The sequence below is a fragment of the Leptospira soteropolitanensis genome, from assembly GCF_026151655.1.
GTDB classification, from domain to species: Bacteria; Spirochaetota; Leptospiria; order Leptospirales; family Leptospiraceae; genus Leptospira_A; species Leptospira_A soteropolitanensis.
The window spans coordinates 668756-684515 of the sequence record NZ_JAMQPN010000002.1; the positions used below are offsets into that span (position 1 = coordinate 668756).

Sequence of the window (15760 nt, forward strand, 5' to 3'; positions counted from 1 at the left end):
TTAGTTTTTGGAATGAACAATTCCCAGACGCCCCCGAGAGAAGTCCCAGAATAAGGGACGAGTCCGGAGGATGTCGAGTCCGATCACCCAAACCTCTTCCCTATCCTTGTCCCCCGGTAAAAGGAAATTCTCAAGTGAAATTCCTGTAAGAAACTGAACGTTGCGATATTCTTCGCGAATTCCTGTTTTGGAAAACAAATACAATGTAGAAGTCGATTCCATCAAGTCTGCTCGTTGGATTTTGTTTCCGGCAAGAAATACCTTCTTTTCTCCAAGAAACCTGTCCCTGGTATCCCCCGGCAAAAGGTTTAAAGACGAACCTGTGTCCACAAGCCCATACGAGACATGGCCCTCTGGATATTCAAATTGCACATAAAAATGTTCTCCTTTCTTTTTCGTATTCAAAAACTTGAAATCAAGTGATAAATAAGCTTCTGGATGTTCACAAAATGGGGAAGTTTCGGGAAATTGTTTTAACTCGGTCCCCATCCAGAAAATACAACTACCTCGAAAAAAATCGAGGCCTAGTAGTCCTGGAATCGATTCTGGCAAAACCCCTTTTTTATTTTTTAAAGTAAACCGCTTTCCAACCAATCGAAATTCTTTACTTTCTTCGGCTGATGGTGATTCATAAAAACTCAAATCAGATCCCGTATCCCATAACAATGATAGGGACTGACCAGAAGACTCAACTCCGGTAATCAGTAAATGAGTCCCCTCATCGGAAAGGGACATGCTAATATGTGGCGGTAAAGTTTGGGTTTTAAGGATAGGAAAAGGAACAGGAGATTGGCGGACACGAATGGGACCAGGAATACAAGCGCCAAGAAAAAAAATGAAAGAGACTACACTAACTTTTTGATACAACGAGAGTTGGAACATCTTGTATAGTCTACAATACAATCCCGAAACTCAATTCCCGTATTTTGATCCTTTGTCTTGTATTCAATAAAACAAGAGTATGGTTGGAAATCATACGAAGAAAGACCCAAGGCTCGATTGCGAATGGATTCATATACGTCGGAAGGAACCGATTGGGAAAGGTCGTTGAGTAGATATGCTGGCTCTGCCATATTCTACCCATCGGCAAGTTTCCTAATCTTTATAACAAATTGTGCGGTTTCTACCTGAATGTTTTGCCTGGTAAAGAGCTTTGTCGGCCCTTTCAATCAGATCTTTGTTGTTTCGATCGGTAGTTCGAAAACTGGAAACACCCACAGACAAAGTGACCTTAAGATCTTTTCCATCATTCGGATTTTTAACAATCATAGATTCTACCGCTTTTCGAATTTCTTCGCCCTTGGTCATGGCCTCTTCTTCCGAAGCGCCGGGCATCACAAGACAAAACTCTTCTCCACCGTACCGTGCGGGAATGTGATGGCGAAGGGCTGCATTGATCAATTGTTTTGCCACTTCGATAAGAACCACGTCGCCCGCTTGGTGGCCATACATATCATTAAAACTTTTAAAATGATCCACATCTGTGAAAAGTAAACATAACTTAGTTCCCTTTTTACGACAACGATCCATCTCTTCTTTAAGTTTGGTTTGGAAATAATGATGAATTTTGAGTCCTGTCATCATATCGACAGTGGCCAATTCATACAACCTCGCATTGTCTACAGCGATCCCTGCCAGGTTGGCAAGGGTTGTCATAAATTCTTTTTCATCTTCCAAAAATTCTTCGGAAGTCATTTTATCGCCGAGTACAAGAAGACCGTTGACCTTTCCCTTGGCATTCAGTGGAACTAGGATCTCTGCCCCCATTTTACGAAGGTAAGTAATGTCAGGAATGGATTTGAGTGTTTCCATCTGGAGGATTTGGTCCATTGTGATGGCTTTCGGTTTCTCTTCAAAATAATGAATGAGAGGACTATCTATTTTGATTTCGTAGTTTTGTTCTTCGGAACTTAACTCGAATCCTTTGATGGATTGGGGTTCTAATTTGAACAGACCTAAATCAATTTCCGGTTCTAAGTACATTGCTGCGTGAAGTGTCTGCAACTGGGCCAAACAAATATTCAAAATGGCATCAATTAAGTACTTATAGTCTAACGTGGAATTCAGGGCACGAGAGATTTCCAGTAGTTGTTTTTGGTCGTAGATTTTTTTTTCGTAATGCTCAAAAACGATATCAGTGTTTTCTTTAAAAGACAAAACGCACCGCCAGAATTCTGTATAAGATAGGAATCATTCGTCTTTTTTGACTACTGTAAAGTAAGATTTTGATGGAAATCGATAAATTTACGAACGAAAGAAAATAGAGAAGATTTCATAACAATAACGTTGACAATTTAACAATCTTTAAAATAATGGTCTTATACCGCGCGGTGGAGCAGCTGGTAGCTCGTTGGGCTCATAACCCAAAGGCCACAGGTTCGAATCCTGTCCGCGCAACCGTTATCATCCTTTCCCTAATTCCTTACTTCTCTCCGTCGCTCTGTGAACTGCATCTCTCACGGCGGTTGAGAATCCTCCCCTTTCCAATGCATCCAATCCATAAATGGTAGTGCCACCAGGCGAAGTGACCCAATTTTTCACTTCCATCGGGTGAAGGTCTTTGTCCTCTTCACGTAAAGATCGAAAATACACAAGGGTTCCCTCTATGGTTTCCATTGCCAAAGATAAAGACTCCTCATAACTCAGTCCTTCTTGCAAACCACCTTCCGCCATTGCCTGTAAAAAAGTTAATACATAAGCAGGACCTGATCCAGAAAGCCCTGTCACCGCATCCATCAGTGATTCCTTCATAACACGAATCCCTGTTCCCATTCCATAAAACAATTGTTCGACGCTTAAAACAGCATTGTCTTCACAAAAGTAAGCAAAAGCCCCTCTTTCTGCTACAAGTGGGAGATTTGGCATCACCCGCACAGCTAAAGATCCTTGAGGCGCACTTTGCGAAATTTGCGAAAAAGAAATTCCGGCAGCTATTGATACAAAAGTAGCCGGTTTCGAAAATTCTTTTAAAACAGGAACCACAAGGTTTGGTTTCACAGCGATCACAACGACTGCTGCCTCTTTGCTAACCGCCTCTAGAGTTTTGACAAGAACCACTCCTTCCACTGGAGAATCCTTAAGATTTGGATCGAATCCATATACCTTAGTACCTTTTTTGACAAGGGCTGTTGCGATTGCCGCACCCATTTTACCCAGACCAACAATACCGACTGTTTCTATTGGATTCATTTGTTTATTCCCTTTCTCCAAAAATCTTAGATCCAATTCGTAAGTAATCGGATCCGTATGAAGCAGCAATTTCATAATCACCACTCATTCCCATTGACAACTTTTTATCAGGAAAATAAGTATCTCGAAATTCTGCTAGCAACGAAAACACTTCTTTTGTCTCTACCAAATCACCCGAAGAGGGACCCATTCCCATAAATCCTTCCCAAATACAAAATTCGTTTTGGTAATCGTAAAGTGAATCTTTCAGATTACGAAGGGTCTCCAAATCCATTCCATGTTTGGTATTTTCTTTCGTGAGATTGGCCTGAATCAAATAACGAATTTGTTTTTTTTCTTTTTCAGCGCGTTTTAGAAGTTCCTTTAAAGAAGAGATACTTCCAACACCATGTGTATGAGAAAAAACACCGAATAACTTCCGCAAGGTTCCAGATTGAACGGGTCCAATGTGATGTAAATGGACGGATGTCTTCGCTTCTGGAAATTCTTCAGTAAGTTTTGTAAATTTTGCAATTGCTTCTGGAATATAGTTTTCTCCGAACTCACGAATCCCTTGTAAATAAGCATCTCTCACCACTTCGTAAGGTTTCGTTTTGGAAACAGCTATGATTATGGGAGATCTGTTGGGATACAAATCCTTTAGAGAGTTTTGAATGGAAAGATACAAAGAACCGTAATCGGCCACAATTACTTAGCTAACGCTTTTTCTAAAGACTCAATACGACGTTCAATCTCAACAAACCGTTTCTCATTCCGATCGTTTTGTGTGGAAAGTTTTTGTTCTACATTTCGCATCCTAACTTCCAAACTAGAAGTGTTTGTATCACCGGAGTTCACTTTGGAGGTTTTTTGCGAGTAGTATGTCTTTTTAGATTTTGTGGATTGTTTTTTATCTGAGACAGAATTATATTTTTTGGTTCGAGAGGACTTTGGTTCTGCTTTCGAAGACTTCACCACTTTTGAATCTGCTTTATGATTCAGTTTCATAGAGTCTTTTGTCTCTAACTTCGGTTGTTTTGTAGAAGACGAAGTTTCCATTCCTTCAGAAACAACTTCTTCTTTCAGAGGAGTTTTCTTTGTTTTTTTAAGATCTTCTTTAGGAGAAATAGATTCTTCCACTTGGTCTAGTTTATCCTGCAAACGCGAGGAAGGATCGACCTTTTCTTTTGTTTTGGTGGATGCAGCAACGGAAACAGAACGCGGGTGATTGGATTCCGGCTCCATATCGTCGAGGCTCGGTAATTCGGGAAGTTTCGAACGATCCTCCACCGATTCTTTATTTTCATTACGAGTAAAGTTTTCCTTAGGGGCTGGGATTCCTGGATTTTCTCCTTGGATTTCCCGATCCGCCACTTCCACATCTCGGTTTTTTCCGATGGTTTGGAGTTTTTGGTAAATTTCGTTTCTATAGATAAATGCAAAAATGAACGATGAAAGAAGTAGGACCACTAGAATGGCAGTTGTGAGTATTTTCAAATTGTCGCGGCGGCCCATGACGTGCGGATTCCTTTCCTATGATAAGGATAGGATACACGTTTTTCGTCTTTCGAAAAGTGAGAAAACATGAAAACGGTAAAAAAAATTACATTCTCTTTGGGTCTCTTCCTCATGTTTTCCGGACTTTTGTCTCTTCCGAGACCCTATGACCCGGACGAATCTGGCCGAGTTCAAATTCTAAAATCAGCACTTTCCATTGATACAAGTTACCTTCTCTATTTGGTCGAAGATTTTGAAGGAGAGAGACCGTGGGATTTTTACCGAGTGGATTCTTTTTTGGCGGTCACCCAGTTTGCTGCTTCTGTTCCGAAATCAGAAGCCTTTTTACAAGAGACAACCCTTCTGAAAGAAACAGGATACCCTAAGTTACAAAACCAAACCAGTTTTCTTTTACAAAGTTATGTAGAAAATCCAAGACTCGACCATTGGGAAGTGCGCCCGAAAGAACCCATCCTCCTCCCCCTTGGAATGCCCATCCAAGGAATCCTTTGGGTGTATTCAGAAGGTCATCATATCAATTTGAGTCTGGGACTTTCCCAGAAAAAATCCAAAGATTTATATTTTGATTTAGGGACTTTGAACTTTGTAGGTTGGAGAAGACTAGAATTTTCCATAAGTCTTCCCAAAGAAAACACAAGACTCATCCAATCCATGTCATTTCCAATATCCTTTGCTTCTTTTCGTTTAAAAAGTCTAAGTTCACAAAAGAAAGGTGAGTTTCATTTATACTTTGACAATTTGAGTTTTGTGATTGATAAAAGAACATTCATCTACCCAGGTTCGGAAGTGAACGATACTTGGGGTAACAAACGCTAAATGGTATATTTTTTTTATAATATTTTTGTAATCACTATTTATTTTGTCTTAAAGTTTCTTTCTTTATTTGTAAAACCAATAAGAGAAGAATTCAAGAAAAGGGATCTTTCTCTCAAACAAATTTTTTCCAAATCGGCTGACGGAAAATTTGTAATTTGGCTTCATGCAGCCAGTGTTGGCGAACTCGATCAGGCACGTGCGCTCACTGAAACCATTCGAAAAAAACGTAAGGATGTTTATATCATCCAATCTGTTTTTTCATCGTCTGTTAAAGAAACAACATTTTCAGATCCATTGGCAGATATATATTTTTATCTCCCACTCGACCTTCCCTACTCTTATGATTCCATCTTTCAAAAGTTTCAACCTCAGGTTCTTTTTGTAATGGCCTGGGACACTTGGCCCAATCTTTTAAAAACAGCAAATCGAATGGGAACAAAAACTTATCTAACCTGTGCCAGTTTGTCTTCCCAATCCACAAGAAAAAACCCCCTCATTCGTTCCCTCACAAAAGCCTCATTTCGTTATCTTACGGGAATTTATCCGAGCCATGAACTGATGGCAAAAGAATTCACTGGTTTGGTAGCAGAAAATACCGACTTCTTGGTGTTAGGAGACACTCGGTTTGAATCTGTCCTTGGAAAATTAGAAACTAAATCCCCGAATCCAGTCTTTACCAACTTTGTTTCTGAACAAAAAGATTTTTTATCTGAAAATAAACCAATCATTCTCGGTTCGACCTATGGAATTTGTGAAAAACATTTTACGACTTATTTAAAAGCACATACGGATGATTCCTATTATTGGATTTTTCCTCACAAATGGGAAAACGAACGTATGGAGCAATTGATACCTCAACTAAAAGAATTTGGCACTGTGGGAGTTTTTTCTAAACAAAAAAAGGGAGAACCACTTCCAAAATTTCTTCTTTTTGACCTTATGGGAATCTTAGCATTTGCATACCGGTATGGAAGTTTTGCTTATGTAGGTGGTGCTTTTACGCATAGGGTTCACAATACGATTGAACCTGCGGCTTTAGGTCTTGCTGTCATTACTGGCCCGAAAATATCTAATGCGCCAGAAGCAATCGTTATGCAGGAATTAGGTGGCGTCATTAAAACGGAGAACGAAATCGATTTTATACAAAAATTTCAACTCCTCGTCCAAAACAAAGCTTTATGCGAAAAGATAGGAAACAAAAATCGAAACTTTGTTGTAGAAAACAGAGGTGCATCAGATAAGATTTATAACCGAGTTTTTTCTGATGCCAAAAATTAAAATTGCCGCCGTTACACTGAACACAACTCCCCTCGACTTTCTTGGAAATTATGAATCGATCGTTCAGGCAATTGGTAGTCCAGAAGCAAAAAATGCAGATTGTATCCTTTTTCCTGAGCTTTCTATTTCCGGTTACGGATGCGAGGATGCTTTTTATAAGCCATATGTCTGGAACCGTTCGGAAGAGATTTTACAAAAGTTAAAAGCAGTTTCGCCAAACCAAATCATCCTCGTTGGCCTACCTGTTTTTGTAGGTTCCTTCTTATACAATTGTATGGCTTTACTTTGGGGCGGTAAAGTAGTTGCCATAATTCCAAAACTAAATTTAGCAAATACTGGCGTACACTATGAACGGCGCTGGTTTCATTCAGAATCAGAATTTTTAAACAGAACAATTTCCTTTGCCTCAGAAGAAGTTCCTTTTGGACATTTTATTTTCCAAGCCGATCAGTGGAATTTTGGAGTGGAAATTTGTGAAGACAGTTGGTCTGTAAGTAAACCATCTTCTTTCTATAGTTCCCAAGGAATTGATGTTTTATTTTCACCGGGAGCATCTCACTTTGCGATAGGAAAACAAAACTTAAGAAGACAGATTTTTACCGAATCGAGCAGAAACCAATGTAATCTTCAGGTTTTTACTAATTTGACTGGAAATGAATCGGGCCGTATCATTTTTGAAGGTGGAGCCATTTTCACCTCACTTGGGAATTTAGTAAAAGAAGGCCCAAGGCTTTCCTTCTCTCCCTTCCAAATCACTTCTTACACCTTTGATCCATTAGAGATCCGTGCAGCAAAAGCACGTTCCTTTCGTGAATCAAAACCCAAAATTTCAAGAGAAGAAATTCCAAAAATCCAACTCAAAACGATTTATCATCTAGAAGAAAAACAATCCAATCGTTTTTCCCTTCTCGACAGACGTAAAGAATTAGGACAGGAAGATACTGAGAATTCGGGAAATCTTTCCTCTTATGAAGAATTCACAAAAGCAGTATGTTTAGGACTTTTTGATTATTTAAAAAAATCCAAAACTAAAGGATTTACTCTTTCGCTTTCCGGGGGTGCGGACAGTGCTACTTGTGCCCTTCTTGTTTCTGCCATGAAAGAAATCGCCAAAAGGGAGAATGGTGATTCTATTTTTACCATTTTGGGTATCGAAGAAACAAATCTTCTTGTGACCATTTACCAGAAAACAGTGAATAATTCTGACCTAACAGAAACGATTGCCGAATCACTCGCCAAAGAACTCGGTTGCCTTTTTTATACTATTTCCATAGATGAGGCAGTGGAAACTTCGATAAAATTAATTGAATCTGTAATTGGAAAAACTCTCAATTGGAAAGAACACGATTTACCTTTGCAAAATATCCAAGCAAGGGTTCGGTCTCCTTTGGTTTGGTTACTTGCGAATCTAAATGGACATTTACTTTTATCGACTGGCAATCGAAGTGAAGCCGCTGTTGGATACACAACAATGGATGGAGATTCTTCAGGTTCGATAGCCCCACTTGCAGGTGTTAGTAAAGAATTTTTATTAGAATTTTTAGATGATATCCAAAAAGGTAATAATCGTTTTATATCACCGAAGGATTCCATACAAACGTTACGAAATACAAAACCAACGGCAGAACTAAAACCCCTTTCAGAAAGCCAAGAAGATGAAAAGGACCTGATGCCTTATCCCATCTTACAATCAATCGAAAAGAAACTTGTTTTTTTGGCTTTGGACGATCTTGATTGTTTGGAAAGGTTAAAACAAGAATTTCCTTGGGAAAATACAGATATCTTACTGGGATATCTAAAGAAATTTAAGAAATTATTTGCTATATCACAATGGAAACGAGAGAGGCTCCCTCCCTCGTTTCATTTGGATGATTATGGGCTGGACCCGAAATCTAGTTACCGGTTCCCCATCCTTTCGAAAGAGAATTAGTCCTAAGGAGATATACCCGCTTTTTCGAAGGCACTCGCTGCTTCTTTTTCTATTTGTTCATTTTGGAATTGAATATTTTTCAATATTTCCTGAAACTTTTTATCCATCTCTGGATCATCACCACCTTGTGTTTCAATCAGGTAATTGATAATTTCCAATCGGTCCTTACCTTGTTTTTTCACATGATTATAATACAAAGTAACATCTGTTGCATTGGCTCCCCCACCAAACACAGAATTTGTGGCTCTTGCTAACTTTTGATTGAACTCAGCCTGTTTTGCTTTCTCTTCGGGAGTGAGTCTTTTCGGAATCAAATCATTGTCTGGAAATTGTTCTCTTAGTTCTTCAAAGGCTTGCATGGCTTCCGGAGGATAAGGTTTGCCAGTTTGAGGATTGATGGGAACTTCTCCCGCTTCTGAATTTGCAATCGTCCCATCTTCTTCATAACGCATGCCACCAGCACTATAATAGTCAGAATCAAAGATGGAACCAGAGTCTTCTCCCCGCACCCCCAACCGGTTGGTGCCTTTCGGAGTGTTTGATCCTCCCCCAAATAAGGCAAGGGCCTGCGAACTTCTTTCTTTTTTACGGCGAGCTTCTTCTTCGTCCTCACCACCCATTACGAGTAAAATGAGAAAAAAAAGCCCAATCATTGAAATGGACACAAAGAGTATTTTTTTTTGGATTCCCATAGATTGAATTCCTGAAAACTTGGAAGGGAAACGAGAAATAGAATGCGTTTTCCTTCTTTACATCCAATTTACTTAATCTGCATATCTTTTCTCTCCTTTTTTCATTGTGGGACCAATACAGATACGCCAGTCGCTCCGTTTATTTTCCTTGTTCCACCGAGTGTTCCTCAGATCCTTTCCGTCGTAGCCGTCAATAGCAACATTACTGATGACTTCAAGTTGGCAGCAACGCAGACCTTGGATCCAAGGCCAGAGTATGTGCTTCGTTATTTTGTAACCAACAGGGAACCGCAGTTTCAGGGTTACAACCTCTATGTGACCACTTCCTTTCCGGGGATCATCCAAACCATCCAAGGAGAGTGGTTGGAAGATGGGGTCCAACCGAGTTTCCCTCACCTTCCCTACGAAGCGTCTACAGAATCTTCAAAAATCGTAACCAAAAGGATTCGTTTTGCGGTTCCCCCTCCTGGGGCCGAGTTCTTCCAAAAATGCCAAATTTATACATTCACGCTTCGTTCGATGATCACAGGGGGGTTGATTTCCAATCCTTCCACACCGACGAGTACTTGTGCCATTCCGAATAAGGTAAACGATATTCAAACACTTTGTACCACCGGAGCCGGCTGTAACACGACCATTTGCGCGAATCCGTCTTGCACAACACCGAGTGCTTGTGCCTTGGGCACAGCCTGTAACCCCTGTACCAAAGGAAATAATGACCTAGCTTGTACATGCCCCGCAGGTGCTACGCCTCCAGGATGCCAATACATTGGCCCGTAAACGAGACGTTGGCACCTTATATGTAGTGGCCACTCCCATTGGAAATTTGGGAGACATCACTCTGCGCGCATTGGAAATTTTTAAAACTGTGGATCTCGTCCTTTGCGAATCGGCCAAAGAAACTCGTTCCTTATTTTCCAAATTAGAAATTTCTACCCCGGTCCTTGCCCTTTATAAAGATAGTTCGGAAACACCTTACGCAAACGTTTTAGATCAGTTAAAAGTGGGAAAATCGATGGCCCTCGTTTCCGATGCAGGGACCCCTGGAGTTTCTGATCCGGGAAGCCAGATGGTACGAGTGGCTCGAGAGAAAGGCATTCCCGTGGTTCCTATTCCAGGAGCCTCTGCTCTAACGGCTCTTTTGTCTGTTTCTGGATTTCAGGTCAATCCCACATATTTTTTGGGGTTCCTCTCTGAAAAACCGAGTAAAAAACGCCGAGAATTAGAAAAAGCTTCCGAGATCGATGGGCTTGTGGTTTTTTATGAATCGGTCCACAAACTCCCGAGACTCTACCCAATGCTTGAGGAGCTCTTTCCGGAAACCGAAGTGCTTGTGGGAAGGGAGTTGACAAAGACCTTTGAAGAGGTACTTTACTATGCAAACCCTAAGGAATTGGCAAAAGATCCGCCAAATGCCAAGGGAGAGTTTGTTTTTCTCTTAAATCATCGAAAAAAAACACTTAAGGGAAATTCGGATTCCTCCGATATGTGATGTAGGAAGAGGACTAAATATATGAACGTCGACAAAGTAGGACGAGTTGGTGGTTACGGGTACGAACCCAAAAAAACCCAAGGCCCAAGGGAAACCGAAGCACAGGGTCCTGTAGACACTATCTCTATCTCTGACGCTGCTAAAAAAATTGCATCGGAAGCAAAGTTACAAGCTGAAGTAAAACAAATCGCAAAACAAATCGTACAAGCTCCTCCAGAAGAAGATCGTACTGAAAAAATTAAAGCGATCAAAGAACGATTGAAAAACGGCGACTATGACAACCTCTCAACTGAGATGTTGGACAAAATCTCCGACCAAATCGCGTCAACTTTCCTCGGACAACAGTAAAAAGGACGGGTGGTGAGGGATCCTTTTTTATTGTCCTCTCCGAGGATTTCTCTTACTCCGCCGAATCATAATTAGGGGATCGTATGCCAGTACTCCCCGAATGGATCAATTTTCAATTCCCACCAAAAATTCACTTCGAAATCGATTGTGGATACAAACTTGGATCATTTGTTAAAAACATAGGGTCTAGGGTGGTTCTTATCACAACACAAAAAGAATTAGAAAACGCAGAAGAACTTTCTATCATCAAAACCAGTCTCGAAAAACATGCAGAAGGTGTGATCATTTATGATGACATCGTGGACCGAGTTCATTTTAAAGATTTAGATTCCTGTGCCCACTTCCTAAGAATTTCTAATGCGGACTGTGTAGTTGCCTACGGATCTTTTGAGTCGGTAAACGCAGGTAAGGCGGCAGCACTTCTTGCCACAAACGATCTTTTTGCAGAAGAGCTCCTAATTGGGAAAAAACAACCCAAGAAAAAAGGTCTTCCTTTAATCGTTGTTCCCACAAAACCCCTACTCGGCAATGAATGTTCTCCTTTCTTTTCTGTTGTGGATGATAAAGATAAAAATCGAAAGTACTTTGCTCATGAATGGGCTTTTCCTGAACTCATTGTTTCTGATCCCAAAATTGGGGCAGGAATGTCCAGTTCGGAAACTGCCAAAACCGGAATTTCCATTTTATCAGCGGCAGTAGACAGCATCCTTTCTAAATATGCCAATGAGATTACCTCATCCACTGCACTTCGTTCGATCGAACTTATCTCCAAAAACATTGTGCCCGCAATTCGTGAACCAAGAAACTTAGGACCTAAAAACTCCATTTATGCTGCAAGTCTCCTTGCGGGAATTGCACAATCCACAAGTAGCCTTGGCCTCTGTTATGCATTGTCACTTGCAGTAACAACCGTTACGAATTTAGATATTTTTCAAAGTATGTCAATCCTTCTCCCACACGTTATGGAATACAACCTGACTTCTTCTGCAGGTAAGTATGTGATGATTGCAAGAGCGTTGGATGAAGATGTCACGAATATTTCCGTGATTGAAGCTGCCATCAAAGCGGTAGAAGGAATTCGTAAAATTTATTTGGAACTTCGTATTCCGCAAAGGTTGTCCGAATACGAAGTGAAAAAAATCGACCTTCCTGGGATTGCGACCTTGGCGGCAACGTACTCATTTCTTGATTGTCTTCCTAGAGAACTTCCCAAAAATGAAATCGAAACCATCCTTGTGGCTGCGTTTTAGGTTCTCTTGATCCAACTTACGGAATTCGAACAAAAACTTTTAGAAACATTTAAACTCAGTGATCGCGATGCGAGACGACTACTTCGAGTCATCCAAGACCTTTCGATTGTGGTGGGAATGGATCATGAAGAGATTTATGACTTCATGAGATTCGGTGTAGAAAATGAGTTGGAAATTTTAAAAACAGATTATAATTGGGAACACTTTCGCATCAGAATTCAGAAAAAACTGAAAAAATCCCCACCCCTTTGATTTATAGACAAGGAAACAATTACCATTTTTTTTTAGCAAACGCCGACTCGGTAGCGCGGTTTCAATCTTCCATTCATCCTTTCTACCCGATTCCCCAAAAAAAGATTCCAGAACTTCCTTCTGTTACCTCTGACCCAATTCTTTTTCCACAATTTTTATATGACTTACACTACAACAGACAAAACTTTATTTCCAAACCAGTAATCACACCCAATTACATAGGGAGTATAAAAGTTCCCTCAGATAAGGAAACTAAACCGAAACCAGGCTTTTTTCCTTTAAACACAAGTATAGGCGGAATTCGAAATACACCCTTCCCTCTTTATCGTGGCAAACGCGACAAATTCCAATCGGCAAAGTATTTATCACTCAGAGATATCATCCATCCAGAACTTTCAGAAGACTTAGTGCGGGGAAAAATTGAATCCTTGTATTTTGATGCCGAAAGTAAAACTTATCTTTTCCGATTGGTATCCATCCTTTTCTCTGGAACTCCCAAAGAAGAAGAAATAATCGTATCTAATTTGTTTCGGCATGAACCAGAATTTGCACAATTCTTAACCAAACAGATGTTTACTGTAGAAATGCTTCCTTTGATTCATGGAAATTTTTTACAGGAAATCCTTCGGGATCATGATGAACGTTCTATTAAATACATCCTACCAAGCCTTTCGAAACCTGTATGGGAAGTAGTTCGTACTTCTATTTCAAAAAATAAAATGAAACAAATTCTAAATGGACCAACCAAGAAACCAGAAGAGGGTGAGGATTTGATTTCTGTAATTGAAACAGAACTCTTTAAACGTTTTGCCAGAAATATTTATTATGAAGAAGGATCCATTTTCACCTATAAAGAGACGGGAGAGGTTGAAAAAAAAGATGAGATCCCCTTTGCAAAAGCAGAAAAATTTAATTTTTTTATCGATGGAAACTTTCTTCTTTTTTATGGAAGGACGACCACCAAACTATTTTTTAAAACCGAAAATTGGATCGAATGTTTAAGATTTGATTTCTTTTTATCTAGAAAGGAAATCGAAACATTTCAATTTCATAGATTACCTCCCGATCTTATCATTGAAATTCCTTATTACCCTACAGGGATTTTTCTTGTAGGTGGAGGGATAACCAAAGAAAGGAAACCTTTTGAGTTTTCTCTTCTGTGGTTTGATTACTAAAATTTAATCACAATCACTTTACTTTTTCTCTAGACTCTAAAGTTTTTTTGGATCTACATTAAGAAATGAACCAGGCCATCTTTCCTATTAGTTGTGTCGATGTTTGTTCTTGTGGATTTACTCATTGGCCGTTTGGTTTATCCTATGAATGTTTATCCCCTTACTGTAGAGACAATTGTTTTCATTCTCAGTTTGCAAGTAGGAACCATGCATATGATCTCTCTTGTTTTGGCACTAGCAATTCTATTATACAGTTTCTCTTTTAGAAAAGAAAACACAGAATTACAATGGTTAGGTCAAAAATCATTGATTAAAATTTTTAACCTAACCAAAAAACGCTCACCTTAGTTGCCAGTTTTCACTCGAGAAATCGCCCAGTTCCATTTATCGATTTCTTCTTTCCTCTCACTCTCTTTCATTTTTGGGATAAACTGAGTGGTTTTGGTTTCTTCTTTTCTAAGACTTGCTACTGACTTAAAAAACCCACGTTCGAGGCCTGCTAGGTAGGCGGCCCCAAGCACGGTTGTGTCGACATTTTGTGGACGGATCACTTTGGTTCCGAGTATATCTGCCTGGAATTGCATAAGCCAAGCATTGGAAGTAGCACCCCCATCCACTCGCAAAAACTTCAGAGGTTTTCCTGTTTCTTTTTCCATTGCATTGGCAAGTTCATACGACTGAAGGGCAATCGCTTTCAGTGCAGCTCTTGTAATTTGTGCAGGAGTTGTGTCTCGAGAGAGACCAAAGATCGCACCACGTGCCTCTTGGTCCCAATGTGGTGCCCCAAGGCCGGCAAAGGCAGGGACAAAAACCAAATCATCTTTTGTTTTGATGGCCTTAACTAATTTTTCCGAGTCTTTAGAGTATTCAAAAAATTCTAGATTGTCACGAAGGAACTGAACTACCGCCCCACCGATAAAAACAGAACCTTCCAAACAATAAACAGTTTTTCCTTCAGGACCGAGCGCCAGTGTGGTGATAAGACCTTGGTTTGAAATTCTAAATTCTTCCCCAACATTGAATAACAAAAAGCAACCTGTTCCATAGGTGTTTTTGGCTTCCCCTGGTTCTGTACAAAGTTGTCCAAATAAAGCACCTTGTTGGTCGCCCACAAGAGAAGAAATCGGTATTCCATCAGGCAGAGATTTAACATTAGAGGTAAACCCAAAGAGATTTTTAGAATTATATGCCTTGGGTAACATTGACATTGGCACTCGTAGAATTTCACAAAGTTCCTCATCCCATTCTTTAGTTTGGATATTAAAAAGAAGGGTTCTTGAGGCATTGGTATGATCGGTTTTGTGTTCTTTGTGACCAGTGAGTTTATATAAAAGCCAAGTGTCGATAGTTCCAAATAACAACTCACCTTTCTCTGCTTTCGCACGAGCGCCTTTTACATTATCAAGGATCCATTGGATTTTGGTTCCAGAAAAATAGGCATCTAACACAAGGCCTGTTTTGTTTCGAAAATTGGAATCAAGGCTTTGTCTTTTTAATTCCTTACAAATATCAGAGGTTCTTCGGCATTGCCATACGATGGCGTTATACACTGGTTTGCCGGACTTTTTGTCCCAAACAACAGAGGTTTCTCTTTGGTTTGTGATTCCAATGGCAACAGCATCCTTGGGATTTAACTTCCCATTTTTAATGGCTTGGGCTATGAGTTTTTGTGTTTTAACCCAAATCTCTTCTGGATCATGTTCCACCCAACCCGGTTTTGGGTAATACTGTTTGAATTCTTGGTAAGCAGAAGAAATCACCTTCCCTTTATCATTAAAACAGAATGTTCTGATTCCTGTAGTGCCTGCGTCGATTCCAATGATATAACCTTTTTTTGCCAT

General features: G+C 40.0%; 18 protein-coding genes and 1 tRNA gene. 11 read left to right on the plus strand and 8 right to left on the minus strand.

What is annotated here, in order from left to right:
- Genes ND811_RS07885 through ND811_RS07895 form a run of 3 tightly spaced genes read right to left on the minus strand, consistent with a single transcriptional unit; the run spans position 1 to position 2157 of the window.
- Positions 1-882 (minus strand): hypothetical protein, encoded by an 882-nt coding sequence (locus ND811_RS07885; protein ID WP_265351511.1) that lies wholly within the window; start codon positions 880-882, stop codon positions 1-3.
- Positions 846-1073, minus strand: a complete 228-nt coding sequence (locus tag ND811_RS07890) for a hypothetical protein (RefSeq protein WP_265351512.1) — start codon at positions 1071-1073, stop codon at positions 846-848. The genes ND811_RS07885 and ND811_RS07890 overlap by 37 nt, the downstream gene beginning before the upstream one ends.
- A gap of 22 nt (positions 1074-1095) precedes the next feature.
- Positions 1096-2157 carry a sensor domain-containing diguanylate cyclase gene (locus tag ND811_RS07895; RefSeq protein WP_265351513.1) on the minus strand — a complete coding sequence of 354 codons (1062 nt, stop codon included), beginning with the start codon at positions 2155-2157 and terminating at the stop codon, positions 1096-1098.
- Positions 2158-2324: 167 nt separating this feature from the next.
- Between ND811_RS07895 and ND811_RS07900 the strand changes: the two genes are divergently transcribed.
- Positions 2325-2397 (plus strand) — tRNA-Met (locus tag ND811_RS07900).
- Positions 2398-2403: 6 nt separating this feature from the next.
- Here ND811_RS07900 and proC read toward each other — a convergent pair.
- The 3 genes from proC to ND811_RS07915 are packed head-to-tail and all read right to left on the minus strand — an operon-like array spanning position 2404 to position 4683.
- Positions 2404-3189: a pyrroline-5-carboxylate reductase gene (gene proC / locus ND811_RS07905; protein ID WP_265351514.1), complete on the minus strand. Its 786-nt coding sequence runs from the start codon at positions 3187-3189 to the stop codon at positions 2404-2406.
- A gap of 4 nt (positions 3190-3193) precedes the next feature.
- On the minus strand, positions 3194-3874 hold the full coding sequence (locus ND811_RS07910) for a YggS family pyridoxal phosphate-dependent enzyme (RefSeq protein WP_265351515.1): 681 nt from the start codon (positions 3872-3874) through the stop codon (positions 3194-3196).
- A 2-nt stretch (positions 3875-3876) separates the two neighbouring features.
- Entirely contained in the window at positions 3877-4683 is an 807-nt protein-coding gene (locus ND811_RS07915; protein ID WP_265351516.1) for a hypothetical protein, read from the minus strand.
- Between the two features lie 69 nt (positions 4684-4752).
- Here ND811_RS07915 and ND811_RS07920 point away from each other — a divergent pair, with 69 nt between their 5' ends.
- Genes ND811_RS07920 through nadE form a run of 3 tightly spaced genes read left to right on the plus strand, consistent with a single transcriptional unit; the run spans position 4753 to position 8710 of the window.
- A complete protein-coding gene (locus tag ND811_RS07920) occupies positions 4753-5502 on the plus strand; it encodes a flagellar filament outer layer protein FlaA (RefSeq protein ID WP_265351517.1) in 750 nt (249 codons plus the stop codon).
- Complete coding sequence (locus ND811_RS07925) at positions 5503-6780, plus strand: 3-deoxy-D-manno-octulosonic acid transferase (RefSeq protein ID WP_265351518.1); 1278 nt, start codon at positions 5503-5505, stop codon at positions 6778-6780. It abuts the gene before it with no gap.
- The gene (nadE, locus tag ND811_RS07930) at positions 6767-8710 is read left to right on the plus strand and encodes an NAD(+) synthase (protein ID WP_265351519.1); all 1944 of its coding nucleotides are present in this window, start codon (positions 6767-6769) and stop codon (positions 8708-8710) included. Before ND811_RS07925 ends, nadE begins: the two co-directional genes overlap by 14 nt.
- A 2-nt stretch (positions 8711-8712) precedes the next feature.
- Here the strand turns inward: nadE and ND811_RS07935 are convergent, their stop codons facing one another.
- Positions 8713-9402 (minus strand): LIC_20245 family lipoprotein, encoded by a 690-nt coding sequence (locus tag ND811_RS07935; protein WP_265351520.1) that lies wholly within the window; start codon positions 9400-9402, stop codon positions 8713-8715.
- A 42-nt stretch (positions 9403-9444) separates the two neighbouring features.
- Here ND811_RS07935 and ND811_RS07940 point away from each other — a divergent pair, with 42 nt between their 5' ends.
- The 7 genes from ND811_RS07940 (at position 9445) to ND811_RS07970 (ending at position 14267) form a co-directional block, all read left to right on the plus strand.
- Positions 9445-10182 (plus strand): LIC11073 family putative lipoprotein, encoded by a 738-nt coding sequence (locus ND811_RS07940; protein ID WP_265351521.1) that lies wholly within the window; start codon positions 9445-9447, stop codon positions 10180-10182.
- Positions 10172-10894: a 16S rRNA (cytidine(1402)-2'-O)-methyltransferase gene (gene rsmI, locus ND811_RS07945; RefSeq protein ID WP_265351522.1), complete on the plus strand. Its 723-nt coding sequence runs from the start codon at positions 10172-10174 to the stop codon at positions 10892-10894. Before ND811_RS07940 ends, rsmI begins: the two co-directional genes overlap by 11 nt.
- 21 nt (positions 10895-10915) lie before the next feature.
- The gene (locus ND811_RS07950) at positions 10916-11242 is read left to right on the plus strand and encodes a flagellar biosynthesis anti-sigma factor FlgM (protein ID WP_265351523.1); all 327 of its coding nucleotides are present in this window, start codon (positions 10916-10918) and stop codon (positions 11240-11242) included.
- A gap of 83 nt (positions 11243-11325) precedes the next feature.
- Positions 11326-12492 carry an iron-containing alcohol dehydrogenase gene (locus ND811_RS07955; protein WP_265351524.1) on the plus strand — a complete coding sequence of 389 codons (1167 nt, stop codon included), beginning with the start codon at positions 11326-11328 and terminating at the stop codon, positions 12490-12492.
- Between the two features lie 6 nt (positions 12493-12498).
- Positions 12499-12744 (plus strand): hypothetical protein, encoded by a 246-nt coding sequence (locus ND811_RS07960; RefSeq protein WP_265351525.1) that lies wholly within the window; start codon positions 12499-12501, stop codon positions 12742-12744.
- On the plus strand, positions 12741-13919 hold the full coding sequence (locus tag ND811_RS07965; protein ID WP_265351526.1) for a FliG C-terminal domain-containing protein: 1179 nt from the start codon (positions 12741-12743) through the stop codon (positions 13917-13919). The genes ND811_RS07960 and ND811_RS07965 overlap by 4 nt, the downstream gene beginning before the upstream one ends.
- A gap of 99 nt (positions 13920-14018) precedes the next feature.
- Positions 14019-14267, plus strand: a complete 249-nt coding sequence (locus tag ND811_RS07970) for a hypothetical protein (RefSeq protein ID WP_265351527.1) — start codon at positions 14019-14021, stop codon at positions 14265-14267.
- Here ND811_RS07970 and glpK read toward each other — a convergent pair.
- Positions 14264-15760, minus strand: a complete 1497-nt coding sequence (gene glpK / locus ND811_RS07975; RefSeq protein WP_265351528.1) for a glycerol kinase GlpK — start codon at positions 15758-15760, stop codon at positions 14264-14266. The two genes, ND811_RS07970 and glpK, sit on opposite strands and share 4 nt — an antisense overlap.